The 23,355-nt window shown below is 63.9% G+C and carries 22 protein-coding genes; 13 read left to right on the top strand and 9 right to left on the bottom strand.

Going from position 1 to position 23,355, the window contains the following annotated elements; all coding sequences use genetic code 11:
• Positions 1 to 71 precede the first annotated feature (71 nt).
• On the bottom strand, positions 72 to 794 hold the full coding sequence (locus LB565_RS02140; protein ID WP_224581533.1) for an SDR family oxidoreductase: 723 nt from the start codon (positions 792 to 794) through the stop codon (positions 72 to 74).
• The gene (locus LB565_RS02135) at positions 791 to 1,636 is read right to left on the bottom strand and encodes an SDR family oxidoreductase (protein WP_224581532.1); all 846 of its coding nucleotides are present in this window, start codon (positions 1,634 to 1,636) and stop codon (positions 791 to 793) included. The genes LB565_RS02140 and LB565_RS02135 overlap by 4 nt, the downstream gene beginning before the upstream one ends.
• 103 nt (positions 1,637 to 1,739) lie before the next feature.
• On the opposite strand from LB565_RS02135, the gene LB565_RS02130 reads away from it, so the two are divergent.
• Complete coding sequence (locus LB565_RS02130; RefSeq protein ID WP_224581531.1) at positions 1,740 to 2,612, top strand: helix-turn-helix transcriptional regulator; 873 nt, start codon at positions 1,740 to 1,742, stop codon at positions 2,610 to 2,612.
• A gap of 15 nt (positions 2,613 to 2,627) precedes the next feature.
• Here LB565_RS02130 and LB565_RS02125 read toward each other — a convergent pair whose 3' ends face one another.
• Positions 2,628 to 3,257 carry a TetR family transcriptional regulator C-terminal domain-containing protein gene (locus LB565_RS02125; RefSeq protein ID WP_224581530.1) on the bottom strand — a complete coding sequence of 210 codons (630 nt, stop codon included), beginning with the start codon at positions 3,255 to 3,257 and terminating at the stop codon, positions 2,628 to 2,630.
• A gap of 237 nt (positions 3,258 to 3,494) precedes the next feature.
• Between LB565_RS02125 and LB565_RS02120 the strand changes: the two genes are divergently transcribed.
• Complete coding sequence (locus tag LB565_RS02120; protein WP_224581529.1) at positions 3,495 to 4,823, top strand: aspartate aminotransferase family protein; 1,329 nt, start codon at positions 3,495 to 3,497, stop codon at positions 4,821 to 4,823.
• A 90-nt stretch (positions 4,824 to 4,913) separates the two neighbouring features.
• Here the strand turns inward: LB565_RS02120 and LB565_RS02115 are convergent, their stop codons facing one another.
• A complete protein-coding gene (locus LB565_RS02115) occupies positions 4,914 to 5,552 on the bottom strand; it encodes a TetR/AcrR family transcriptional regulator (protein WP_040995887.1) in 639 nt (212 codons plus the stop codon).
• A gap of 121 nt (positions 5,553 to 5,673) precedes the next feature.
• On the opposite strand from LB565_RS02115, the gene LB565_RS02110 reads away from it, so the two are divergent.
• The 3 genes from LB565_RS02110 to LB565_RS02100 all read left to right on the top strand — a co-directional run bounded on the left by LB565_RS02110 (position 5,674) and on the right by LB565_RS02100 (position 8,819).
• A complete protein-coding gene (locus tag LB565_RS02110; protein WP_224581528.1) occupies positions 5,674 to 6,924 on the top strand; it encodes a Zn-dependent hydrolase in 1,251 nt (416 codons plus the stop codon).
• A gap of 66 nt (positions 6,925 to 6,990) precedes the next feature.
• A complete protein-coding gene (hydA, locus tag LB565_RS02105; RefSeq protein ID WP_224581527.1) occupies positions 6,991 to 8,442 on the top strand; it encodes a dihydropyrimidinase in 1,452 nt (483 codons plus the stop codon).
• Positions 8,443 to 8,444: 2 nt separating this feature from the next.
• On the top strand, positions 8,445 to 8,819 hold the full coding sequence (locus LB565_RS02100) for a hypothetical protein (RefSeq protein WP_224581526.1): 375 nt from the start codon (positions 8,445 to 8,447) through the stop codon (positions 8,817 to 8,819).
• 86 nt (positions 8,820 to 8,905) lie between these two features.
• Here LB565_RS02100 and LB565_RS02095 read toward each other — a convergent pair whose 3' ends face one another.
• The gene (locus tag LB565_RS02095) at positions 8,906 to 9,310 is read right to left on the bottom strand and encodes a cupin domain-containing protein (RefSeq protein ID WP_411970596.1); all 405 of its coding nucleotides are present in this window, start codon (positions 9,308 to 9,310) and stop codon (positions 8,906 to 8,908) included.
• 119 nt (positions 9,311 to 9,429) lie between these two features.
• Here LB565_RS02095 and LB565_RS02090 point away from each other — a divergent pair, with 119 nt between their 5' ends.
• The 5 genes from LB565_RS02090 (at position 9,430) to LB565_RS02070 (ending at position 14,219) form a co-directional block, all read left to right on the top strand.
• Complete coding sequence (locus tag LB565_RS02090) at positions 9,430 to 10,221, top strand: ABC transporter ATP-binding protein (RefSeq protein WP_224581524.1); 792 nt, start codon at positions 9,430 to 9,432, stop codon at positions 10,219 to 10,221.
• A gap of 349 nt (positions 10,222 to 10,570) precedes the next feature.
• Positions 10,571 to 11,449 carry an ABC transporter permease gene (locus LB565_RS02085; protein ID WP_224581523.1) on the top strand — a complete coding sequence of 293 codons (879 nt, stop codon included), beginning with the start codon at positions 10,571 to 10,573 and terminating at the stop codon, positions 11,447 to 11,449.
• The gene (locus LB565_RS02080; RefSeq protein ID WP_224581522.1) at positions 11,446 to 12,600 is read left to right on the top strand and encodes an ABC transporter permease; all 1,155 of its coding nucleotides are present in this window, start codon (positions 11,446 to 11,448) and stop codon (positions 12,598 to 12,600) included. Before LB565_RS02085 ends, LB565_RS02080 begins: the two co-directional genes overlap by 4 nt.
• 39 nt (positions 12,601 to 12,639) lie before the next feature.
• Positions 12,640 to 13,611, top strand: coding sequence for an ABC transporter substrate-binding protein (locus LB565_RS02075; RefSeq protein ID WP_224581521.1), 972 nt, complete (start codon positions 12,640 to 12,642; stop codon positions 13,609 to 13,611).
• Between the two features lie 167 nt (positions 13,612 to 13,778).
• On the top strand, positions 13,779 to 14,219 hold the full coding sequence (locus LB565_RS02070; protein WP_224581520.1) for a CHRD domain-containing protein: 441 nt from the start codon (positions 13,779 to 13,781) through the stop codon (positions 14,217 to 14,219).
• A 68-nt stretch (positions 14,220 to 14,287) separates the two neighbouring features.
• Here the strand turns inward: LB565_RS02070 and LB565_RS02065 are convergent, their stop codons facing one another.
• The 3 genes from LB565_RS02065 to LB565_RS02055 form a co-directional block, all read right to left on the bottom strand.
• The gene (locus LB565_RS02065) at positions 14,288 to 15,937 is read right to left on the bottom strand and encodes a thiamine pyrophosphate-binding protein (RefSeq protein ID WP_224581519.1); all 1,650 of its coding nucleotides are present in this window, start codon (positions 15,935 to 15,937) and stop codon (positions 14,288 to 14,290) included.
• The gene (locus LB565_RS02060) at positions 15,934 to 17,109 is read right to left on the bottom strand and encodes a CaiB/BaiF CoA transferase family protein (RefSeq protein WP_224581518.1); all 1,176 of its coding nucleotides are present in this window, start codon (positions 17,107 to 17,109) and stop codon (positions 15,934 to 15,936) included. The genes LB565_RS02065 and LB565_RS02060 overlap by 4 nt, the downstream gene beginning before the upstream one ends.
• An 80-nt stretch (positions 17,110 to 17,189) precedes the next feature.
• Entirely contained in the window at positions 17,190 to 18,122 is a 933-nt protein-coding gene (locus tag LB565_RS02055; protein WP_224581517.1) for an alpha/beta fold hydrolase, read from the bottom strand.
• A gap of 194 nt (positions 18,123 to 18,316) precedes the next feature.
• Here LB565_RS02055 and LB565_RS02050 point away from each other — a divergent pair, with 194 nt between their 5' ends.
• A complete protein-coding gene (locus LB565_RS02050) occupies positions 18,317 to 19,324 on the top strand; it encodes a ribonuclease T2 family protein (RefSeq protein ID WP_224581516.1) in 1,008 nt (335 codons plus the stop codon).
• Positions 19,325 to 19,385: 61 nt separating this feature from the next.
• Here the strand turns inward: LB565_RS02050 and LB565_RS02045 are convergent, their stop codons facing one another.
• Entirely contained in the window at positions 19,386 to 20,612 is a 1,227-nt protein-coding gene (locus LB565_RS02045; RefSeq protein WP_224581515.1) for a sensor domain-containing diguanylate cyclase, read from the bottom strand.
• 251 nt (positions 20,613 to 20,863) lie between these two features.
• Here LB565_RS02045 and ettA point away from each other — a divergent pair, with 251 nt between their 5' ends.
• Both ettA and tam read left to right on the top strand, forming a co-directional pair.
• Positions 20,864 to 22,513 carry an energy-dependent translational throttle protein EttA gene (gene ettA, locus LB565_RS02040; RefSeq protein ID WP_224581514.1) on the top strand — a complete coding sequence of 550 codons (1,650 nt, stop codon included), beginning with the start codon at positions 20,864 to 20,866 and terminating at the stop codon, positions 22,511 to 22,513.
• Between the two features lie 38 nt (positions 22,514 to 22,551).
• On the top strand, positions 22,552 to 23,319 hold the full coding sequence (gene tam / locus LB565_RS02035; protein WP_224581513.1) for a trans-aconitate 2-methyltransferase: 768 nt from the start codon (positions 22,552 to 22,554) through the stop codon (positions 23,317 to 23,319).
• Positions 23,320 to 23,355: the final 36 nt, after the last annotated feature.

Below are 23,355 nucleotides of genomic sequence, written 5' to 3'. Positions count from 1 at the left end.
CAGCCAGCATCTTGAATCACAAATCCAACCGAGCGGGAATCCCTTCCGATTCTATCGAGCGGTGAAACGCTCTAGGCCGCGTAGCGCAGACCGCCGTCGCAGGTCAGCACCTGGCCCGTCATGAAGCTGTTCGAGACCAGGAAGGCGATCGCTTCGGCGACGTCCTCGGCGCGGCCGATGCGGCCGACCGGCGTCTTGCCGGCATATTCGGCAAACACCGCCTGCCGCTGGTCGTCCGGCAAAAAGTCCCACCATGGCGTGTCGATGACGCCGGGCGCCACGACGTTGACGCGCAAAGGCTTCAGCTCGACGGCGAGGATCGGCGCGACGGTCAAAAGCATGCCGTTGATGGCGCCGATACCGGCGACGCCGGGCGCGGCAATCTGCGCCGACACGGCCGAGATGAAAGTCACCGATCCAACTTTGTTCAAGGTCGGCAGGGCCGCCTGCAGGCAGGAGAGTTGCGGCCGGATCTTTTCATCGACGCCGCTGCCGATATCGGCAAGGTCGAGCGTCGCGAACGGCCCCAGCCCCTTGCCGCCGCTGGCGGCGAGAACCAGATGATCGAACGGCCCGAGGCGCTCGAAGAAATTCCGGACCTCGTCTGGCTTGGTGGCGTCGAATGCGGCCTTGCCGACGGTGCCGTCGAGGCTTTTCCAGGCGCTCTTCAGCTTCTCCTCGTTGCGACCGGTGATCGTCACTTTCATCGTGGGGCTGACCAGCTTTTTGGCCGTGGCAAGGCCGATGCCGGAGGTGCCGCCGATGATGACGCAATGTTCGATAGTCTCGTTCATGAATGCGTTTCCCTTGATGCTGAAGATGCGTGCCCCACCAATTCGAGGCTGAGGTCTCTCAGCCGGCGGCGGGCTTTCTCGTCATAGGCCTGGGCGTCGGCGCGCGATTCACGCTGGCCGTCGAAATAAAGGCCGCTGCGGCCTTCGAGCGCCGGCGACGTTGCCAGGTTGAGAATGGCGTCGGCACCGGTCTCGACCGAACTCCATGGCGTCACGCCCACCTGTCGGACCATGGTGGTGTCCATATAGCTTGCCGGATGCAAGGCATTGACCGTGATGCCGGTGCCATCGAGCTGTTCCGCCAGATCGATTGTGAACAGGATCTGCGCCAGCTTGCTCTGGCAGTAGGCCCGCACGCCGCTATAGCCTTGGGTCAGCATGACGTCGTCGAAATCGATCGCCTGCTGGCCGGCCGAGGCGACATTGACGATGCGCGCCGGCGCGCTTGCCTTGATGAGCGGCAAGAGCTCCGACGTCAGCAGGAAGCCCGCGAGATAGTTGACAGCGAAGCGCAGTTCATAGCCGTCGGCGCTGACCTGCCGGCTGGCGGCCTGGCCGCCGGTGCCGACGCCGGCATTGTTGATCAGGACGTCGAGCCGATCGGTCCTTGCGCGCACCGCTTCGGCGAGGCGGCGGACTTCGGCAAGCGAAGCGAGGTCGGCGGCGAGAAATTCCGCCTTGCCGCCTTTTGCCTCTATGGCGGCTACGGTCGTCTTGCCGCGGCTTTCGTCGCGACCATGCACCAGCACGCGGGCGCCGCTGGCGCCGAGCCGCTCGGCGACCACGCGGCCGACGCCATCGGTCGAGCCGGTGACGAGAATTGTCTTGTCCTTGAGTTCCATGTTTAGAGCCTCCTTGCGCTGCTCTGAACGGAAAGATGGGACACGGCGCGTATCGCAAACAGTTCAAACTTTATCCTGGTATCGGTACTGCTATAGTAGGCGCATGGATGCTATCGCCCATTCTCCCGAAGATCATCGCCGGCGCGAGTTCGGCGCCTTCCTGCGTTCCCGTCGCGAGCGGCTTTCGCCTGATACCGCCGGCATCGCCTGCGGTGCGCGGCGGCGCACGCCCGGACTGAGGCGCGAGGAAGTGGCGATGATCGCCGGCGTCGGCACGACCTGGTACACCTGGCTGGAGCAGGGCAGGGACGTGCGGCCTTCGGTCGAGGTGCTGTCGGCGCTCTGCCAGGCGTTGCGCCTCGACGCCGCCGAGCAGCGGCATCTGTTCACGCTCGCCGGCCGCCAGCAGCCGGAGCGGCGCCGCATCGTGCAGGGCAAGGTCGAGGGGCCGTTGCTGCACATGCTGGAGAGCCTAGTCCTGCAGCCCGCCTATGTCGTCGGCCCGCGCTGGGACGTGCTGGCATGGAACGATGCGGCGGTCGCCATCTTCGGTGACTACGGCCTGCTGGAGGGCGATGCCCGCAACATCATCCACGGCGTCTTCACCGATCCGCACCGGCGGCACCTTTTGGTGGATTGGGAGCAGCTGGCGCGCGCGACCCTTGCCGCGTTCCGCGCCGAGAGCGCGAAATACACCGGCGATCCGGATTTCGAACGGCTGATCGAGTTGATGATGCGCTCAAGTCCCGAGTTCCGCGAATGGTGGCCGCAGCGCGATGTGGTGCACCGGCTCTCCGGCCTGAAGCGTCTGCGGCATCCGATCGCCGGCGCGATGACGTTCGAGCATATGAGCCTGTCGATCGACGACGGTTCGGACATGCGATTGATCGTCTACACGCCGCTTGCCGAGCAGAACTCAGTTGCGAAGCTCAAGAAGCTGCTCGACGACCTGCCATCCGAGCGTCGTAGCGCGTGAGTGAGCGAGGCTGCATCAGCCCTTCGGCTTCAGCCCATCCAGGAACAGCTGCTCCAGGAACCGCGCCGCGTCCTCGAAGCGGCCGTCGCCGCCGCGGTCGGCGCCGAGCACGGCGCGCACCTGGACGTCGAAATCGGCATAGTGCTGCGTCGTCGCCCAGATCGAGAAGATCAGGTGCCAGGGGTCGGTGCGGGCGATCTTGCCGGCGCGCATCCAGCCCTTGATGACGGCTGCTTTCTCGTCGACCAGCGCCTTCAACTCGCCCTCCAGCATCGGCTTGATGCGGGGCGCGCCCTGCAGGATCTCGTTGGCGAAGAGCCGGCTTTCACGCGGGAAATCGCGCGCCATCTCCAGCTTCCTGCGGATGTAGCTTCTGAGCTCCGTCAGCGGATCGCCGATGTCGTCAAGCTCGCGCAGCGGCGCCAGCCAGGTGTCGAGCAGGCGCTGCATTAACGTCTCGTGAATGTCCTCCTTGCGGCGGAAGTAATAGAGAAGGTTGGGCTTCGACATGCCGGCGGCTTCGGCGATCTGGTCGATGGTCGAGCCGCGAAAACCGTTGGCGGAGAAGACTTCGAGCGCGGCTTCGAGGATCAGCTCGCGCTTTTCCTGCTGGATGCGGGTGCGGCGGGGAGCGGAGCCTTCCATCGCCGCCGTCATCCTTGCCGGCCGTCTTCGCGCGGGCTGTCTGGACCAATTGTCTGGACCAGTTTTTCCTTGGGCTGTGGAGCGCTTTTTATGCCGCATTTCCGCTAGTAATTCCCTGACCGCCGACAGGCGGTGCTAACGTTTGTCCAACCGGTCAAAAATTTGCCTAGCACGAAAACGCAGCGAAGACCAAGCGTTGGCCGCACCGAAACAGGTTTACAAGGGGAAGTCCTGGTCATGTCCAACCGGCTGAAAGTCACGCCGAACGATCTCAGCGCATTCTGGATGCCGTTCACGGCAAACCGCCAGTTCAAGCAGGCGCCGCGCATGTTCGTGTCCGCCAAGGACATGCATTACACTACCAGCGACGGCCGCAAGGTGCTGGACGGCACTGCGGGCCTGTGGTGCGTGAACGCCGGCCACTGCCGGCCGAAGATCACCGAGGCCATCCAGAACCAGGCCGCCGAACTCGACTACGCGCCGGCTTTCCAGATGGGCCATCCGATCGTGTTCGAGCTGGCGAACCGGCTGGTCGATATCGCGCCCAAGGGCATGGACCATGTCTTCTTCACCAATTCCGGATCGGAATCGGTCGAGACCGCGCTGAAGATGGCGATCGCCTATCACCGCGTTCGCGGCGAGGGCTCGCGCACCCGCCTGATCGGCCGCGAACGCGGCTATCACGGCGTGAATTTCGGCGGCATCTCGGTCGGCGGCATCGTCTCCAACCGCAAGATGTTCGGCACGCTGCTCGGCGGCGTCGATCATCTGCCGCATACGCATCTGCCGGAGAAGAACGCCTTCTCGAAGGGCGTTCCGGAACATGGCGCGGAGCTGGCGAACGACCTCGAGCGCCTTATCGCGCTGCACGATGCTTCGACCATCGCTGCCGTCATCGTCGAGCCGGTCGCCGGTTCCACCGGCGTCATCCTGCCGCCGAAGGGCTATCTGCAGAAGCTTCGGGAGATCTGCACGAAGCACGGCATATTGTTGATTTTCGATGAAGTGATCACCGGCTTCGGCCGCCTCGGCGCGCCGTTCGCGGCGGACTATTTCGGCATCACGCCTGATATCATGACCACCGCCAAGGGCGTCTCCAACGGCGTCATCCCGATGGGCGCGGTGTTCGTCAAGAAGGAAATCCACGACGCCTTCATGACTGGCCCGGAGCACATGATCGAATTCTTCCACGGCTACACCTATTCGGGCAATCCGATTGCCTGCGCCGCGGCGCTCGGCACGCTGGACACCTACAAGGAAGAGGGCCTTTTGACGCGCGGCGAGGAGCTGGCGCCTTACTGGGAAGACGCGCTGCATTCGCTCAAGGGCGAACCGCATGTCATCGACATCCGCAACATCGGCCTGATCGGCGCGATCGAGCTGGCGCCGATCGCCGGCAGCCCGACCAAGCGGGCGTTCTCGGCCTTCGTCAAGGCGTTCGAACGCGGCGCGCTGATCCGCACCACCGGCGACATCATCGCGCTGTCGCCGCCGCTGATCATCACCAAGGGCCAGATCAACGAACTGATCGACCATGTGCGTGAGGTGCTGAGGTCGATCGACTGACAAGCCGGAGCGGGCACCTTCCCCTCGAGGGGAGGGTGTCCGTGCCACGGCAGGTGAGGTCGGCGCGGGAGCGCCGATCTTGAGCGAGCTTCAGGCGGGCTGCGCGCCGATGCCGGTCAGGATCACCCGCTTGATGTTTTCCTTGGCTTCCCGCCATTGCCGGTCGGAGAGCGACTTGCCGCCGTTCAGCGTCTCGATCTGGTGGCCGAAATCGGCGTAATGCTGGGTCGTGGCCCAGAGCATGTAAAGCAGATGACGCGGGTCCACCGGGTCCATCTTGCCCTCCTCGATCCAGCGCCTGATGATCTCGACGCGGCCGTCGGTCCATTCGCGCAGCGTCGATTCCATATAGTCCTGAAGCACCGGCGCGCCGTGCATCACTTCCGAGGCCCAGACCTTCGAGCCGTCCGGGTGGCGACGCGATATTTCCATCTTGGCGTCGATATAGGCGCTGATGCCGTCCACCGGGCCGCGCGCCGCGTCGAAGCAATTGGCCGCCTGCAGCCAGATCTCGAAAATGTTCTGGACGACGGACCGGTAGAGCTCTTCCTTGGTGGCGAAATAATAGTGGAGATTTGCCTTCGGCAGCCCCGCCAGATCGGCGATCAGCTGCATCGTGGCGCCGCCGAACCCGGCTTCCGCAAACACCTTTTCGGCGGCGAGCAGGATGGCTTTTTCATTCTCCCGCCTTATATCCTGGCGTCGCATGGGACGGGTGGGTTCGGTCATGTCTCCCCCAAGATTCTCGTTGACCGCTTGGTCAGCTTGTGTAGTCTGAAAGCTGACCATACGGTCAGGATGCAAACCACTCAAGGGGCGACAAGACCCCTGGTGAAAATGGGAACCGCTAATGGCCGCACCCGGCGAAAATCTGCGCGTGAATTCAGACCGCTTGTGGGATTCCATCATGGAGATGGCGAAGATCGGCCCCGGCATTGCCGGCGGCAACAATCGCCAGACGCTGACCGATTCCGACAAGCAGGGCCGCGAGCTGTTCAAGTCCTGGTGCGATAAGGCTGGGCTCACCATGGGCGTGGACCAGATGGGCACCATGTTCATGACGCGGGCCGGCACCGATCCGGACGCGCTGCCGGTCTATGTCGGCTCCCATCTCGACACCCAGCCGACCGGCGGCAAATATGACGGCGTGCTCGGCGTACTTTCCGGCCTGGAGGTGGTGCGCTCGCTCAACGATCTGGGCATCAAGACCAAGCATCCGATCGTCGTCACCAACTGGACGAACGAGGAGGGCGCTCGTTTCGCGCCGGCGATGCTCGCCTCGGGCGTGTTCGCCGGCGTGCACACCCAGGAATACGCTTATGCCCGCAAGGATCTCGACGGCCTGACCTTCGGCGACGAACTGAAGCGGATCGGCTGGGTGGGCGACGAGACGGTCGGCGCGCGCAAGATGCACGCCTATTTCGAATACCATATCGAGCAGGGCCCGATCCTCGAAGCCGAGAGCAAGCAAATCGGTGTCGTGACCCACTGCCAGGGCCTGTGGTGGCTGGAGTTCACGCTGACCGGCAGGGAAGCGCATACGGGCTCGACGCCGATGAACATGCGCGTCAATGCGGGCCTTGCCATGGCGCGCATCCTGGAGATGGTGCAGACGGTCGCCATGGAGAACCAGCCCGGTGCCGTCGGCGGAGTGGGCCAGGTGAAGTTCTCGCCCAATTCCCGGAACGTCCTGCCGGGTACGGTGGTCTTCACCGTCGACATCCGCTCGCCGGACCAGGCTAAGCTCGACGGCATGCGCGCCCGCATCGAAAAGGAAGCACCGAAGATCTGTGAGGCGCTCGGCGTGAAATGCTCGGTCGAGGCGGTCGGCCATTTCGATCCGGTGACCTTCGATCCGACGCTGGTCGGCCGCGTGCGCACAGCCGCCGAAAAGCTCGGTTACAGCCATATGAATATCATCTCCGGCGCCGGCCACGACGCCTGCTGGGCGGCCAAGGTGGCACCGGCGACCATGGTCATGTGCCCCTGCGTCGGCGGCCTCAGCCACAACGAGGCCGAGGACATCTCCAAGGAATGGGCGGCGGCGGGCGCCGACGTGCTGTTCCACGCGGTGGTCGAGACGGCGGGAATCGTCGAATGATCGACTAGATCAATCACCTCGCAACGCCGCTCGCAAAGAAGCGCGAAAGAACAGGGGAACAGAGATATGACCAAAGTCATCCGGAACGGCACCGTCGTCACCGCGGATCGCACGTGGAAGGCCGACGTGCTGATGCAGCACGGCAAGATCGTCGCCATCGGCTCCAACCTGCACGGCGACCATGAGTTCGACGCCACGGGGTGCTATGTCATGCCGGGCGGCATCGACCCGCACACCCATCTCGAAATGCCCTTCATGGGCACCTATTCGGCCGACGATTTCGAATCCGGCACGCGTGCCGCGCTCTCCGGCGGCACGACCATGGTGGTCGATTTCTGCCTGCCGGCGCCGCAGCAGTCCCTGCTGGAAGCCTTGCAGATGTGGGACAACAAGACCTCGAAAGCGTCCTGCGACTATTCCTTCCACATGGCGATCACCTGGTGGGGCAAGCAGGTGTTCGACGAGATGGCTCAAGTCGTCGACCGTGGCATCACCTCGTTCAAGCACTTCATGGCCTATAAGGGCGCGCTGATGGTGGACGACGACGAGATGTACTCGTCGTTCCAGCGCTGCGCCGATCTCGGCGCGCTGCCGCTGGTCCATGCCGAGAATGGCGACGTGGTTGCGGCGCTGTCGCAAAAGCTTTTAGCCGCCGGCAACAACGGCCCCGAAGGCCATGCTTATTCGCGCCCGCCGGAAGTGGAGGGCGAGGCGACAAACCGCGCCATCATGATCGCCGACATGGCCGGCGTGCCGCTCTATGTCGTGCATGTCTCATGCGAGCAGAGCCACGAAGCGATCCGCCGAGCCCGCCAGAAGGGTATGCGCGTTTATGGCGAGCCGCTGATTCAGCACCTGACGCTCGACGAGAGCGAATATTTCAACAAGGACTGGGACCATGCGGCGCGCCGCGTGATGAGCCCGCCCTTCCGCAGCAAGTGGCATCAGGATTCGCTGTGGGCCGGCCTGCAGGCCGGCTCGCTGCAGGTGGTGGCGACCGACCATTGCTCCTTCACCACCAGCCAAAAGCGCAACGGCATCGGCGACTTCACCAAGATCCCGAACGGCACCGGCGGGCTCGAGGACCGCTTGCCGGTTCTGTGGACGCGGGGCGTCAACACCGGGCGGCTGACGATGAACGAGTTCGTCGCGGTGACCTCGACCAACATCGCCAAGATCCTCAACATGTACCCGAAGAAGGGCGCGATCGTCGAAGGCGCCGACGCCGACATCGTCGTCTGGGATCCGAAGCGCAAGAAGACGATCTCGGCCAAGAACCAGCAGTCGGTGATCGATTACAATGTCTTCGAAGGCTTCGAGGTGACCGGCCTGCCGCGCTTCGTCTTCTCGCGCGGCGAACTCTCGATCGAGGAAGCGGACGTGAAGGCCAAGGCCGGCCATGGCGAGTTCGTCGCCCGCGAGCCGAACGCCGCGGTCAACCGCGCGCTGTCGACCTGGAAGGAGATTTCCGCTCCGCGCAAGGTCGAGCGAACCGGCATTCCGGCCACCGGGGTCTGACCATGCGGGCTCTTCATCTTGCGATCGCGGCGGCTGCGATGCTGGCTGCCGGCCAGGCTCATGCCGCCGGCATCGACCTCAGCAAGCCTTATGGCGACAAATATGGCTGCATCAACAGGAACGGCCAGCAAGTGGCCGCCGACAAGATGCTGCTTCTGACCGACCAGGAATTGATCACGGCGGCCAGCGCCTGCACCTTCAGCGACAAGCAGACGCAGGCCGACGGATCGCTGGTGGTGACGGCAAAATGCGAGGCTGAAGGCGAAGAGGGACAGCCGACCAGGTTCACCATCAAGCGCAGCGCGAAGAACGCGAAGAAGCTGGTGGTGGCCGACGAGGACGGCAATGTGATGGGCGAAGTCGCGCGATGCAAATGACGGCGATCCCGTCGGTTCCTGTGAGACGTATTTGTTCCGGCCGCATTTATGCGACGCCAAGCGATGCCGCTTGGCTGCAAAATGCCCTAAGCGACGAGGCCATCCAGCTCCGGCAGCAGGACGACGCTTTCCTGCTCGTTGGGGTCGGTGCGGGCGATTACCGCCGAAGAGGGGACGTCGCTCAGATTGGCGGGCAGATGCGGCACGCCGGCCGGGATGTAGAACAGGTCGCCGGCCTTGACGACGATGTGGTGCTCGAGCCGGTCGCCGTACCAGGTGTGGACTTCGCCGGAGAGCACGTAGATGGCCGTCTCGTGGCTTTCATGCATATGCGCCTTGGCGCGGGCGCCGGGCGGCATGGTGAGAAGATGCATGCAGATGCCGGAGGAGCCGACGGTCTCGGCGGCGATGCCGGCGAAATAGCTCAGCCCCTGCTTGCCTTGATAGGAGCTTTCGGGGCGAACGAGATGACAGGTGGGTTTAGGCGACATCGGCAAGGCTCCGGGCGGCGTCGATCGGGTGGGACAGGACGAGTGGAAAGCAACGCTATCATAAAAGCAACCGGATTGCGGACACCGCGGCAGCGGCTGCGAAAGGCAGGCTGCAGCCAATGACCGAACAGCCGCCAGCCGTCGTCTCGGCAAGCAAGCTCGGCCTCACCTTCCAGACCAATGACGGTCCGGTGCAGGCGCTGTCCAACGTCGATCTGACTATCGGCAAGGGCGAATTCGTCTCTTTCATCGGCCCGTCCGGCTGCGGCAAGACGACCTTGCTGCGCGTCATCGCCGATCTGGAGAAGGCGACCTCCGGGACGATCTCCGTCAACGGCATGACGCCGGAGCAGGCGCGCGAGAAACGCGCCTATGGCTATGTCTTCCAGGCGGCGGCCCTGTTTCCGTGGCGCACGATCGAGCGCAACGTGGCGCTGCCGCTGGAAATCATCGGCCTCAGCCAGGCCGAGCAGGCGGAGCGCATCAAGCGCACGATGGAACTCGTCAACCTCTCGGGCTTCGAGAAGAAATATCCCTGGCAGCTTTCCGGCGGCATGCAGCAGCGCGCCTCGATCGCGCGCGCGCTCGCCTTCGATGCGGACCTGCTCCTGATGGACGAGCCGTTCGGCGCGCTGGACGAGATCGTGCGCGACCATCTGAACGAGCAGCTTCTCGACCTCTGGGCGCGCACCAACAAGACGATCTGCTTCGTCACCCATTCGATCCCCGAAGCGGTCTATCTGTCGACGCGCATCGTGGTGATGTCGCCGCGGCCGGGCCGTGTCACCGACATCATCGAATCGACACTGCCGAGGGAGCGGCCGCTCGACATCCGCGAGACGCCGGAATTCCTGGCGATCGCCGCGCGGGTGCGGGATGGGCTGAGGGCTGGGCACAGCTATGATGATTGAGGCGGACGAGCTCCCTCCTCTCCCCCCTGGGGAGAGGGTGGCCGGAGCGAAGCGGAGGTCGGGTGAGGGGACGGCCACTCGCGCCTTCGTCATCCTAGGGCGGAGCGACGCGAAGCGGAGCGCAGACCCTAGGATCCATGCCGTGACCTCGGCCGAAGCGTCAAAGCGGTGGAGAATGCCCGCTAAATACCGCAGGGCGCAGGGAGCTGTATTCTGGAACGTTGCGGAGCTCAGAAGTAACGGAATGGATCCTAGGGTCTGCGCCGCGTCGCTTCGCTCCTTGCTCCGCCCTAGGATGACGAAAAAGGCGCTGCACCGCGCTCGATCACTGAGACGAGGGGAGCGCTAGATGGACTCCTTCCGTTCCAAGATCGTCCCCGTAACCACCATCCTCGCCGGCGTGGTGGTGCTTTGGTATGTCTTCGCCGTCATCCTCAACGCGCCGTTCCAGCGCGATCTCGACGCCAGGGCCAACGAGACGCCCGGCGCGGTCGAGTTCATCGGCAAGACGCTGTCGCAGCCGAAGCCGACGCTGCCGGCGCCGCATCAAGTGGCGGTGAATTTCTTCCAAAACACCTTCCTGCGGTCCGTCACGTCGAGCCGCAGCCTCGTCTACAACGCCTGGGTGACCCTGTCCTCGACGCTGCTCGGCTTCGCCTTCGGTACGGCGCTCGGCATCGTCATTGCCGTCGGCATCGTGCATGTGGCGACGCTCGACCGCAGCCTGATGCCGTGGATCATCGCTTCGCAGACCATTCCGATCCTGGCGGTGGCGCCGATGATCATCGTGGTGCTGGCGGCAATCGGCATCACCGGCCTGATCCCCAAGGCGCTGATCTCGACCTATCTGTCGTTCTTCCCCGTCGCCGTCGGCATGGTGAAAGGCCTGCGCTCGCCCGAGCTCATGCATCTCGATCTGATGCACACCTATAATGCCAGCGCCTCGCAGACCTTCTGGAAGCTGAGGGTGCCGGCCTCGGTGCCGTTCCTGTTCACCTCGATGAAGGTGGCGGTGGCGGCAAGCCTCGTCGGCGCCATCGTCGGCGAATTGCCGACGGGTGCGGTCGCCGGCATCGGCGCGAAGCTGCTTGCTGGCGCCTATTACAGCCAGACCGTCGATATCTGGTCGGCGCTGGTCGCGGGGTCCGTCGTCGCGGCGCTGCTGGTGATGGTCGTGGGCATCGCCGGACGCCTGGTCGATCGCGCCATGGGCGGGAGGCCGGCATGAATTGGCTGAAGCCATCATGGCAATCGGTGCTGGCGATCCTGCTTTGTTTCATCGCCCTTGCGCTTGGCGCAATGACGAAGCCGGAGGCAGCCGCGCTGGCGGATCCGGCCGCAACGCTGGCCTATCCCTATATGGGCGCGAAGGGGCTGATCATCGGGCTGTTGCTCATTGCGGCGCTGGTCTCGATCTTAAGGCTGACGCCAGTCGTTGAGGCCATCGTGCTTTTCGTCGGCGCTCATGCCGCAGCCTGGCTCTTGGTCAAGGGCATAGCCGGTTTCGAGGGCACGGCGCTGGCGCCATATTTCCTGCTGCTTGCCGCTGCCTGGCTGCTGGCCTGGCGCTGCGTTGCGTTGCTCTCCTCGATGCGTCCAAGCGGGAGCGTCGCAAGGAACGCGCTGCGCCTGATCATCCCGGCGATCTTCGGCGCCTGGATCCTGATCATCTGGGAGGCGGTGACGCGCGGCGCCGGCATCCCCTTCATTCTTTTGCCGCCGCCGAGCGCCATCGGCGCGCGCATCGCCAACTCACTGCCGATCCTGGGGTCGGATGTGCGGCAGACGATCTTCAAGGCGGTGCTGATCGGCTATGTCGTCGGCAATCTCGCCGGCTTCACCGTCGCCATCCTCGCCGACCGCGTGCCGTTCCTGCGGCGCGGGCTGCTGCCGATCGGCAATATGGTTTCGGCGCTGCCGATCATCGGCGTGGCACCCATCATGGTCATGTGGTTCGGCTTCGACTGGCCGTCCAAGGCCGCGGTGGTCATCATCATGACCTTCTTCCCGATGCTGGTGAACACGGTGGCGGGGCTTGCCGCATCCGGGCATATGGAGCGCGACCTGATGCGCACTTATGCATCGGGCTATTGGCCGACGCTGCTCAAGCTCAGGCTGCCGGCGGCAATGCCGTTCATCTTCAATGCGCTGAAGATCAACTCGACGCTGGCGCTGATCGGCGCCATCGTCGCGGAGTTCTTCGGTACGCCCGTGGTCGGCATGGGATTCCGCATCTCGACGGAAGTCGGGCGGATGAACATCGACATGGTGTGGGCCGAAATCGCAGTTGCAGCACTTGCGGGTTCGGTCTTTTATGGCGTGGTCGCTCTCGTCGAGAGAGCCGTCACATTTTGGCATCCCTCTGTCCGTGGTGGATAGGGGCGGTGGGTTTGGGTGCTAACTTCAGAGGGTAATAAGATGAAAAGACTGCTGATTTCTGCTCTGGCCGGCGCCATGTCGCTGGCCGCCTTCCAGGCGATGGCCGCCGACAAGGTGACACTGCAACTGAAATGGGTCACGCAGGCCCAGTTCGCCGGCTATTATGTCGCCAAGGCCAAGGGTTTCTATGACGCCGAAGGCCTCGACGTCGATATCAAGCCGGGCGGCCCGGACATCGCGCCCGAGCAGGTGATCGCCGGCGGCGGCGCCGACGTCATCGTCGACTGGATGGGCGGCGCGCTCGCGGCCCGCGACAAGGGCGTGATGCTGGTCAACATTGCCCAGCCGTTCAAGAAGGCCGGCATGGAGCTGGTCTGCCCCAAGAATGGACCGATCAAGACGGAAGCCGACTTCAAGGGCCACACGCTCGGCGTCTGGTTCTTCGGCAACGAATATCCGTTCTTCGCCTGGATGAACAAGATCGGCCTCAAGACCGATGGCGGCCCGGACGGCGTGACCGTGCTCAAGCAGAGTTTTGACGTGCAGCCGCTGATCCAGAAACAGGCCGACTGCATCTCTGTGATGACCTACAATGAATACGGCCAGGTGCTCGACGCCGGCTACAAGCCGGAAGACCTGGTCGTGTTCAACTACTCCGCCATGGGCAACGACCTTCTGGAGGACGGGCTCTACACGCTCGAGGACAAGCTCAAGGACCCGGCCTTCGAGGACAAGATGGTGCGCTTCGTGCGCGCCTCGATGAAGGGTTGGAAATACGCCACGGAGAACACCGACGAGGCGGCCGAGATCGTCGTCGACGCCGGCGGCCAGGACGAGAACCACCAGAAGTTCATGATGAAGGAAGTGGCCAAGCTGGTCGACAATGCCGACGGCAAGCTGATCCCGGCCGCTTACGAGCGCACCGCCAAGGCGCTGCTCGACCAGAAGATCATCAGCAAGGAGGCGAGCGGCGCCTATACGACTGCGATCACCGACAAGGCGATCAAGTAAGCTCCGCTCTCAATGCGGAAGATGGAAGGGGCGGGCGACCGCCCCTTTTTCGTTGCCTGCGGTAAAAAATAACTGTGTGCCGGGATACATTCGGCCACTCGGCCGTTAATTGGCGCATCCGCGCGCAGGGGAGCCGCGAAGGGTGCTGCAATCAACGGAGGTTCTTCATGCGCATCCTATCCGTGCCGATGCTTTCGGCCTTGGCCGTTTCGACCGCCTTCCTTCTCGCATCACCGGCCATGGCCGAGATGGTGAAGTACAAGGCGACGCTCGACGGGAGCCAGCAGAGCCCGCCCGTCACCACCAAGGGCAAGGGAACCGCCACACTCACCTTCGACACCACAAGCAAGAAGCTCAGCTGGAACGTCAAATATTCCGGCCTCAGCGGGCCCGCCGTGGCCGCCCACATACACGGGCCGGCGGATATGGGCGCAAACGCGGACCCGGTGATCCCATTCAAAGGTAAGCTCAAGAGTCCCATCAAGGGATCGGCGACGCTCACCGACGAGCAGGCAGCCGATCTGGAGGCCGGCAAATATTATGTCAACGTCCACACAGCCAAGAACAAGGACGGCGAAATCCGCGGCCAGATCGAGAAGGCGATGTAGCGCCCGATAGGATCGCGATCAATTCGGACGTCGGCGCGAAGGAACTCTGCCTAGGCTTTTGTCGACGCTCAGGCCTTGTTGCGGATCTGCGTCAGCGTGCGGGTCGGCGTGATCGCTTCGGGATCCAGCTTGATCTCGACGATCGCCGGCTTGCCGCTGGCGCGCGCGCGCTCGAAGGCCGGCGCGAAGTCGGCGGTTTTTTCCACCGTCTCGCCATGGCCGCCATAGGCGCGGGCCAGCGCCGCGAAGTCCGGGTTTTTAAGGTCGGTGGCGACGACGCGGCTTGGATATTCCCGCTCCTGATGCATGCGGATCGTGCCGTAAATGCCGTTATTGACGACGATCACGACGATCGGCAGGTCATACTGGACAGCCGTCGCGAACTCCTGGCCGTTCATCAGGAAGCAGCCGTCGCCGGCAAAGGCAACCACCGTGCGATCCGGGAACAGTGACTTGGCGGCGACTGCGGCCGGCGTGCCATAGCCCATCGATCCGGAAGTCGGGGCCGCCTGCGTGCCGAAGCGGCGGTTGCGGTAGAAGCGATGCACCCAGGTGGCGTAGTTGCCGGCGCCATTGGTGAGGATGGCATCTTCCGGCAGAACCTTTCCGAGATAGTCCATGATCGGGCCCATCTGGACGGCGCCCGGGCCGGTCTGCGGCGGCGTCGACCATTCGAGATAGGCGGCATGCGCCTTTTCCGCCTCGCCCGCCCAGGCAGGCTTGGCCGTTGGCCTGCGCTTGGCAAAAGCCGCGACGAAGGCGGCGGGCGAAGCATTGATGGCTATCGTCGGCCGATAGACGCGGCCGAGCTCGCCGGCATCGGCATGAACATGCACAAGCGCCTGGTCGGGATAGGGGCTTTTCAGCAATGTGTAGTCGGAGGACGGCATCTCGCCCAAGCGGCCGCCGATCAAAAGCACGACGTCGGCCTGCTTGATCCGCTCCGCCAGCTTGGGATTGATGCCGATGCCGACATCGCCGGCGTAGTTCGGATGCAGATGATCGAACAGCATCTGGCGGCGGAAGGAGCAGCCGACCGGCAATGACCAGGTCTCGGCGATCTGGCGCATATGCGCCACCGCTTCCTCATTCCAGCGCGTGCCGCCGAGAATGACGAACGGCCGCTTTGCGTTGCTCAGCAACATCTCCAGTACGTCGATCTCGGCTTCACCGGGACGCGTCTCGACCGGCGTGTGCGGCAGCGCTTCCGGAGCCTCGACCTCGCTGGTCAGCATGTCTTCCGGCAGCGAGATGACCACCGGGCCGGGACGGCCGGAAGTCGCCACGGCGAAGGCGCGCGTGACGAATTCCGGGATGCGCGCGGCATCGTCGATCTCGACCACCCATTTGGCGATATCGCCAAAGAAGCGCTTGTAGTCGACCTCCTGGAAGGCTTCGCGCTCCTTGGCGTGGCTGGCGACTTGGCCGATGAACAGGATCATCGGCACCGAATCCTGCATCGCGATATGGACGCCGGCCGAGGCGTTGGTGGCGCCGGGGCCGCGGGTGACGAAGCAGATGCCCGGCTTGCCGGTCAGCCTTCCCTGGCAGTCGGCCATCATCGCAGCACCGCCTTCCTGGCGGCAGACGATTGTGCGGATCGAAGAGTCGTGCAGCGCGTCGAGCACCGCGAGATAGGATTCGCCCGGAACGCAGAAGATGCGGTCGGCGCCGTTCGCTTCGAGCGCCTCGACGATCAGTTGTCCGCCGGTTTTCATTTTGCTGCTCTCTCCAGTTCGGCAAGGATTTCTTGCGTGTGCTCGCCAAGGCGCGGCGAGGGGCGTTCATAGACGAGCGGCGTGCCCGACATCACCATCGGCGCGCGCACCGAAGGCAGGCGATTGCCATGGCCGTCGTCGAGGTCGAGCCGCATGCCGCGCGCGATGGTCTGCGGATCGTCGAACATCTGGCCGATGGTGTTGATCGGGCTTGCCGGCACGCCGGCAGCCTCGAGCTTCGCCAGCAGCGGATCGCGATCCCAGGTGCTCAGCGTCGCGATGATCAACTCGCGCAGCTTCACCCGGTTGGCGACGCGGGCGGGGTTGGTGGCGAAATCCGGATTGGTGGGGAGATCGGCGAGGCCGACCACGGCGCAGAACTTGCCGAACTGGCCGTCATTGCCGACCGCGAGGATGATGTGGCCGTCCCTCACCGGCAGCACCTCGTAAGGGGCGATGTTCATATGCGCGTTTCCCATCTGCACCGGCGACTTGCCGGAGACGAGATAGTTGAGGTTCTGGTTGCCGAGCGCCGAGATCTGGCTGTCGTAGAGCGCCATGTCGATAAGCTGACCCTCGCCGGTCTTTTCGGCATGGCGCAGTGCCGCCTGGATTGCGACTACAGAATAGAGGCCGGTGAACAGATCGGAGATGGCGACGCCGGCCTTCTGCGGCTCGCGGCCAGGCTCGCCGGTGATCGACATCATCCCGGCCATGGCCTGGATGATGAAATCATAGCCCGCGCGCGGCGCATAGGGGCCGTCCTGGCCGAAGCCGGTGATCGAGCAATAGACGAGGCGGGGATTGATCGCCTTCAGGCTCTCATAGTCGAGGCCGTATTTCTTCAGGCCGCCGAGCTTGAAATTCTCGATCAGCACGTCGGCGGTGGCGACCAGCCTGCGCAGCGTCTCGGCGCCCTCGGGCTTGGAGAAATCGATGGCGATGGAGCGCTTGCCGCGATTGCAGGAATGGTAATAGGCGGCCGAGAGGTTCTCGCCGTCATGGCTCATGACGAAGGGCGGACCCCATTTGCGGGTATCGTCGCCGCCGTCTGGGCTTTCGACCTTGATGACATCGGCGCCTAGATCGGCCAGCAACTGCCCGGCCCAGGGACCGGCCAGGATGCGGGCGAGTTCGATAACGCGGATGCCTTTCAGCGGAGGTTCGGCCATGGATCACCGTGGTTAAACAAAGCGCAGCCTCTAGCAACCCGTACCGGCCGTGTCACGACCCATACGATGGGCCACGCCGCTCAGGACTTCAGCACGCTATCCGCCCATGCGGCGAAATCGTTCATGACGGCTTCGCGGTTGATCTCGTTCAGGCTTTCATGGCGGGTTTGCGGGTAAACCTTTGAAACCAGATTCGAAAAGCCCATCGCCCGCATGCGCTTTGCCAGGTGATGGACGGCCTTGCCGTAATCCGATGCGGGGTCCTTCTCGCCGCCGATGAGATTGAAAGGAAGGTCGCGGCGGACGCCGGTGAAGTTCGAATCCTTGCCGGCGTGCTGCGCCATGCTGACCACGTCACGCCACATCGAGATGGACGCGTCCCAACCGCAGAGCGGATCGGCGATGTATTTGTCGACCTCGGCAGAGTCGCGCGACAGCCAGTCGAATAGGGTCCGGTGGTTGGGCACTGCCTTGCCCCAGGCTTGGAAAGTGAGCTTGGGCAGAAGGCGCGACGGCACGTCGGAGCCCAGCCGCATCCGTTCCCAGCCGAGGATGAGCAGCGCCAATTGGCCGAGCAGGCCTTGCGAGAAATTGCCGTTCCAGATCGCGGCGGCATGGACGCGTTCGGAATGGCACAGCACGAAGTTGAGCGCCACCGAAGCGCCCAGCGAATGTCCAAAGGCGATCACCGGCAAGCCCGGATGCTCGGCCGCGATCAAGTCGTGAACGGCGCCGACGTCGGCGATCACCTTGGCGATGCCGTCGCTGTTCGCGAACTTGCCGAGCGGCGCGTCGGCCGCCTTCGTCGCGCCATGGCCACGATGGTCGTGGGCGTAGACGTGGAAGCCGCGCGGCGCGAGGTAGTCGGCAAAGCGGGCATAGCGCGCCGCATGCTCGGCCAGGCCGTGATTGATCTGGACCACGGCGCGTGGCTTCGCCTCCGCGTGTTTCACACAGAGGTTGAGCTCGGCCCCGGTCGGTGAGGCCAGGCTGGTCTTTCTGTCGAATGGCATGTTTCGCTCCCTCGGCGACTGTTGGGCGAGGCTTTTGCCGGCGTCAAGTGGAGGAGCGCGCTTGCGAATCCGCCGATAGGGATTGCTCAGCTGGGGATTGTTTTTTCGAGCGGCGAAAAAGATCGCAATTCTGACACGTCGGCTGTTCTAGTGTGACGAATCCAATACGGTTCAATGATCGCCGGGAGAGCGGGATGCGGGTTTGGGCATTGTGGGGTTCGATGGTGCTGGCTCTGGCCGGTGCCGGCGCGGCGCATGCCGACGTGAAGATGAGCGGCACTTTCGTCGCCGACAGCGCCTGCCCGGCGACGCAGGCCATCAAGAGCGGCAAGAACCCCGGCAATATCTCGACGCAGGCCGGGCAGAGCTACGAGCTCCTTGCCGGCAACAAGGAAGAGCCCACCCACTACCTTATCCAGGTGCCGGGCGCCGATCCCGAGCGGCGCTGGGTGAAGATCAGCTGCGGCCATGTCAGCGGCGGCAGCGCTGCGACCACGCCGGCGCCTTCCGGTCAGACCAAGCCGTCGTCAGTCTCCGGAAAACCCGAATATGTCTTTGCGCTCAGTTGGCAGCCGGCTTTCTGCGAGACCAAGGCAAGCAAGCCCGAATGCAAGGCGCAGAGCCCCGGCGAGTTCGATGCTTCGCATTTCACGCTGCATGGGCTGTGGCCGCAGCCGAACGGCAATTTCTATTGCCAGGTGTCGGCAAGCGACAAGGCCAATGACAATCCGGCGCATTGGGGAGACCTGCCGCCGGTCGATCTCGCCGCCAACACGCGCGCCGAGCTCGACCAGGTGATGCCGGGCACGGCCTCCAAACTGGAGCGCCACGAATGGATCAAGCACGGCACTTGCTACGGCAAGAACCAGCAGGACTATTTCTCCGACGCGCTGAACCTGATGCGGGCGGTGAACGGCTCGGCGGTGCGCGATCTATTCAACAAGAACATCGGCAAGCAATTGACCTCGGACCAGATCCGCGGCGCATTCAACGAGGCCTTCGGCGCCGGCGCAGGCGACCGGGTGCGCGTATCCTGTCTGGTCGACCCGTCGAGCGGCAGGCGTATGATCGGCGAGATCACGCTCGGCCTGTCCGGTCCGATCGGCCCGGACAGCAAGCTCGCCGATCTCCTGATGGCATCGGCACCGACAGCCAAGGCCGGTTGCCCCAAGGGCACTGTCGACGCGATCGGCTTCCAGTAGGCGAGAGATCCTTGGCCGGGCCGTTCTTTGGTCAGGTCGATATTGGTCAGCCCGTTCTTTTTCAGGCTGATCGGGAGGCCGCCTGCAGGATGATAGCCTCGCTGCCAGGTTCGCCGACCACGCGGTCGCGGCCGCTCAACTTCGCCTTGTAGAGGCGCTGGTCGGCCAGCGCAAAAATGTCGGCTAGACAGCGCGTCGTCTCGCTGACGGTGGAGACGCCAGCGCTCACGGTGATGTTGAAACGGGCGGTATGCGCCGAGGTCTTGGCGGCGTTCCTGATGGTCTCGCCGAGCAGCCTTGCGGGCCCGTGCGACTGCTGCGTCAGCACGGCGAATTCCTCGCCGCCGATGCGGAACACCTGATCGTTGCCGCCGACCGTCTCGACCAGCAGGGCAGCCATCGATTTCAGCACCTTGTCGCCCTCGGCATGACCGAAGCGGTCGTTGATCGACTTGAAGTGGTCGACGTCGACGACGAGCAGGCTGAGCGGCTTGCCGATCCTGATGGCGGTCGAGACTGCGGACTCGCCGTCGGCATCGAAACTGCCGCGATGCAGCAGGCCGGTGAGGCCGTCGCGGCCGACATATTTGATCAGCGCTTCGTAGCGCTCGCGATAGGTGAGGGCGTCGAAAATGTCGGATAAGCCGCGCGGCACGGCGACATCGTGGTCTTCGACCCATTTCAGATAGGCGACGAGCATGCCGCTATAGGCAAGTGCGGCGCCCATCTTGGCGAACCAGCCGCCGAAGAAGACCTCGATCGGCGCGCCGGCGACGAAATGCAGCGCGGTGAAGAAGCCGGCCTGGTCGAAGGTGAGCACGCAGGCGACCGATACCAGGATGCGCAGGAACGGCCTTACGCGCAGATAGGCGCCGAGCTTCTCGTAAAGCAGGATGATCAGGATTGCGTCCACGACGAGCAGCGTGGTGCCCCAGACCATCAGCCAGCCCATCTCGTCGATGAAGGCGATGTCGGGAAGCTTGCCGCTTGGAAGTGGAGCGATCGCGTGCAGGCGCAGGACCAGCACCAGCCCGATCATCACGGCGTTGCCAAGCAGCAGGCCGTAGATCGGCTGGCGAACGGTCGCCGCATCCTCCTTCATGTAGAGCAGCAGCAGCACGACGAGCTTGCCGGAGAAGAGCACGGCGGAGCCGGGCGACACCAGCCCGAACGGCAGCGCGACATAGAAGACGCTGGCAAGGTAGGTTTCGAGGAAATGCATGACGCCGAGCGCGCAGATGAACACGCCAAGCCCGATGCGGCGCCGGAAGCGGAAAAGCGTGGCCATGGCGCCGAAACCGCGGCATGGCTGCGATTTCCCAACCTAGCATCGTTTTGAAGGCGAATGGTTAACCCCCGATTTCGCACGATCGCGAGAGCGGCGAAAAAGCCCTGAGCGAATTTGGGTGCCGGAAAACCGGCGAATCCGCGCGGATTGGCGCGTCTGGCGCCGAAAGCGATTGCCGTTCGGCGCTTCATCGCCTACATAGCGCCCAACCCCCATCAACCTTGACACTTCAGTTTCCAGGGAAAGCGCGCGTGGCTCGCCAGTTCATCTATCACATGTCCGGCCTGTCGAAGGCCTATGGCACCAAGAAGGTGCTCGATAACGTCCACCTGTCCTTCTATCCGGATGCCAAGATCGGCATTCTCGGCCCCAACGGCTCGGGCAAGTCGACGATCCTGCGCATCATGGCCGGGCTCGACAAGGAGTTCCAGGGCGAGGCGTGGCTGGCCGAGGGCGCCACCGTCGGCTACCTGGCGCAGGAGCCGCAGCTCGACAACACCAAGACCGTGCGCGAAAACGTCATGGACGGCGTCGCCAGGAAGACCGCCATCATCGAGCGCTACAACGAGCTGATGATGAACTATTCCGACGAGACGGCCGACGAGTCGGCCAAGCTCCAAGACGAGATGGACCGGCTCAATCTGTGGGATCTCGAACAGCAGGTCGAAATGGCGATGGACGCGCTGCAGTGTCCGCCGCCTGACTCCGAAGTGACCAACCTGTCGGGCGGCGAACGCCGCCGCGTGGCGCTGTGCCGGCTGCTGCTCGAACAGCCCGACCTCTTGCTGCTCGACGAGCCGACCAACCATCTCGACGCCGAGACCACGCAATGGCTGGAAAAGCATCTGCGCGACTATCCCGGCTCGGTGCTGATCATCACCCACGACCGCTACTTCCTCGACAACGTGACCGGCTGGATCCTCGAGCTCGACCGCGGCCGCGGCATCCCTTACGAGGGCAACTACACCAAATATCTCGACGCCAAGGCGAAGCGCCTGATCCAGGAAGGCCGCGAGGACGACGCCCGCCAGAAGTCGATCTGGCGCGAGCGCGAGTGGATCCAGTCCTCGCCCAAGGCACGCCAGACCAAGTCCAAGGCGCGTATCAAGGCCTATGAAGAACTGGTCGAGCAGTCGCAGAGCCGCAAGCCGACCGACACGCAGATCGTCATCCCGTCGAGCGAGCGCCTCGGCAACCTCGTCATCGAGGTCGAAGGCCTCAACAAGGGCTTCGGCGACGAGCTCCTGATCGAGGATCTGTCGTTCAAGCTGCCGCCGGGCGGCATCGTCGGTGTCATCGGCCCGAACGGCGCCGGCAAGACGACGCTGTTCAAGATGATCACGGGCCAGGAAACGCCGGATGCCGGCTCGATCCGCAAGGGCGAGACCGTGCGGCTCGGCTATGTCGACCAGAGCCGCGACGCGCTCGACCCTAACAAGACGGTGTGGGAAGAGATTTCCGGCGGCGCCGAGGTCATCAAGCTCGGCAAGCACGAGGTCAACAGCCGCGCCTATTGCTCGTCGTTCAACTTCCGCGGCGGCGACCAACAGCAGAAGGTCGGCAACCTGTCGGGCGGCCAGCGCAACCGCGTCCACCTGGCCAAGATGCTGAAGGGCGGCGGCAATGTTCTGCTGCTCGACGAACCGACCAACGACCTCGACACCGAAACGCTGGGCGCGCTGGAAGACGCGCTGGAAGCCTATGCCGGCTGCGCCGTCATCATCAGCCACGACCGCATGTTCCTCGACCGCATGGCCACCCACATGCTCGCCTTCGAAGGCGACGCGCATGTCGAATGGTTCGAAGGCAATTTCGAGGAATATGAGAAGGACAAGCTGCGGCGCCTTGGCGCCGAAGCGGCAACGCCGCACCGCATGACGCACAAGCGGCTGACGCGGTAAGATCAGTCCAAAGGGCGGCGAACAAAGCGGGTTCTCACATGGCTGACTGGTCCGCCGCCCAATACCTCAAATTCGAGGACGAGCGCACGCGGCCGGCGCGGGACCTGGTTGCGCAGGTGCCGGTCGATTTTCCGCGTCGCGTCGTCGATATCGGCTGCGGTCCCGGCAACTCGACCGAGCTTCTGGTCGAGCGCTGGCCGGATGCCCAGGTGAGCGGCTTCGACACCTCGCCGGACATGATCGAGAAGGCGCGGGCGCGGCTGCCGAATGTCAATTTCGAGCTGGCGGATGCCGCCGGATGGCAACCGGAGCATCCCGTCGACGTCATCTTCGCCAATGCCGTCTTCCAGTGGCTGCCGGAGCATCCGGCGGTGTTCCAGCGGCTGACGGGATTGCTGGCGCCCGGCGGCGCCTTGGCCATCCAGATGCCCGACAATCTCGGCGAGCCGTCGCACCGGCTGATGCGCGAAACCGCGGCCGAGATGCGGTTCTCGGCGAAGCTCGAGGGCGCGGCGCGCGGGCCGCTGCCGCCGGTGTCCTTCTACTACGATCTGTTGTCGCCGCTCGCCGACCGGCTCGACATCTGGCACACCATCTACAACCATCCGCTGGCCGATGCCGAAGCGATCGTCGAATGGGTCAAGGCGACGGGGCTGAAGCCGTTCCTCGATCCGCTCGATGCGGATGAAAAGAAGCTGTTCCTCGACAGCTACACGGCGAAGATCGCCAAGGCCTATCCGAAAACGGCGAACGGCAAGGTGCTGCTGCGCTTCCCGCGCATCTTCATCGTCGCAAAGCGCGCTTGAGCATCCACCACCTGAATGCCAGCGGTGGTTGTCGAA

Origin of the sequence: Mesorhizobium sp. CA14 (assembly GCF_020165195.1) — a bacterium.
Lineage (GTDB): Bacteria > Pseudomonadota > Alphaproteobacteria > Rhizobiales > Rhizobiaceae > Mesorhizobium.
Note: the sequence above shows the minus strand (reverse complement) of the source record. Positions and strands in the feature narration are given on the sequence as shown.